Below are 458 nucleotides of genomic sequence, written 5' to 3'. Positions count from 1 at the left end.
TCACGGTGAGCCACCACGGCGTCGAGCAGGTCGACTGGAACGCCGAGGTCGAGGGCTGGATCCGGCAACTCGTCGAGCACCGCGCCCCGTACGGGCACGGTGGGCATGGCGGACACGCCGACGGTCACCACGGCGACGGCCACCGTTCCGGCCCGGGCATGGGAACGGCGGTCGCCGCCGGTGCCGCGGGTCTGGCCGTCGGCGTGGTCGGCGGCATGGTGGCCGCCGAAGTCGTCGACGAGGTGGGCGACTTCTTCGAGGGTGACGACGAAGGCGACGAAGGCGACGAGGGCTGACCGGCGTGTTGCTCCGGCGGCACCTGGTAACTTCTACAGTAATGTAGAAGATCGGTTCCCCGGGCCGTCCGCCCCCGGCCGGCCCGGGGAACCCTCCATACGACTTAGGGAGTTCTCGATGGCCCTGTGGGACCGCATCAAGGAGTCCGCGTCGACGATGCA

At 69.9% G+C, this 458-nt stretch carries 1 pseudogene; it reads left to right on the top strand.

The annotated features are described in order from the left end of the window. Positions 1-296, top strand: a pseudogene (locus tag QK442_RS36265) (sporulation protein); the annotation flags it as partial. Positions 297-458 lie beyond the last annotated feature (162 nt).

It is taken from the genome of Streptomyces sp. CC208A (genome assembly GCF_030010625.1).
Taxonomy (GTDB): domain Bacteria; phylum Actinomycetota; class Actinomycetes; order Streptomycetales; family Streptomycetaceae; genus Streptomyces.
The sequence above is the reverse complement of the archived record's forward strand: the minus strand, read 5'-3'. Positions and strand labels throughout refer to the sequence as shown.